Raw genomic sequence first — 205 nt, 5'->3', positions numbered from 1 at the left:
AACCGGAGCGTCAGCTCTGGCCGCCGGCCAGCTTCTCGCGCAGCGCGGCGAGGGCCTCGTCCGACGCCAGGGCGCCGGAGTTGTCCGCCGACTCCGAGGAGTAGGAGCCGCCACCGCTGCCGCCGGAGGCAGCCGGGGCGTTGCCACCGGCCGGGGCGGCAGCGCCCTCGGCAGCGGCGGCCTCGTCGGCCTCGCGGGACTTGAT

1 pseudogene is annotated in these 205 nt (G+C 77.6%); it reads right to left on the bottom strand.

The window, feature by feature from the left end:
• Positions 1 to 10: 10 nt before the first annotated feature.
• Positions 11 to 205: pseudogene (gene rpsA, locus IH13_RS0106560) on the bottom strand (30S ribosomal protein S1); the annotation flags it as partial.

It is taken from the genome of Streptomyces sp. NRRL WC-3549 (assembly GCF_000721935.1).
GTDB lineage: Bacteria > Actinomycetota > Actinomycetes > Streptomycetales > Streptomycetaceae > Streptomyces.
Note: the sequence above shows the minus strand (reverse complement) of the source record. Positions and strands in the feature narration are given on the sequence as shown.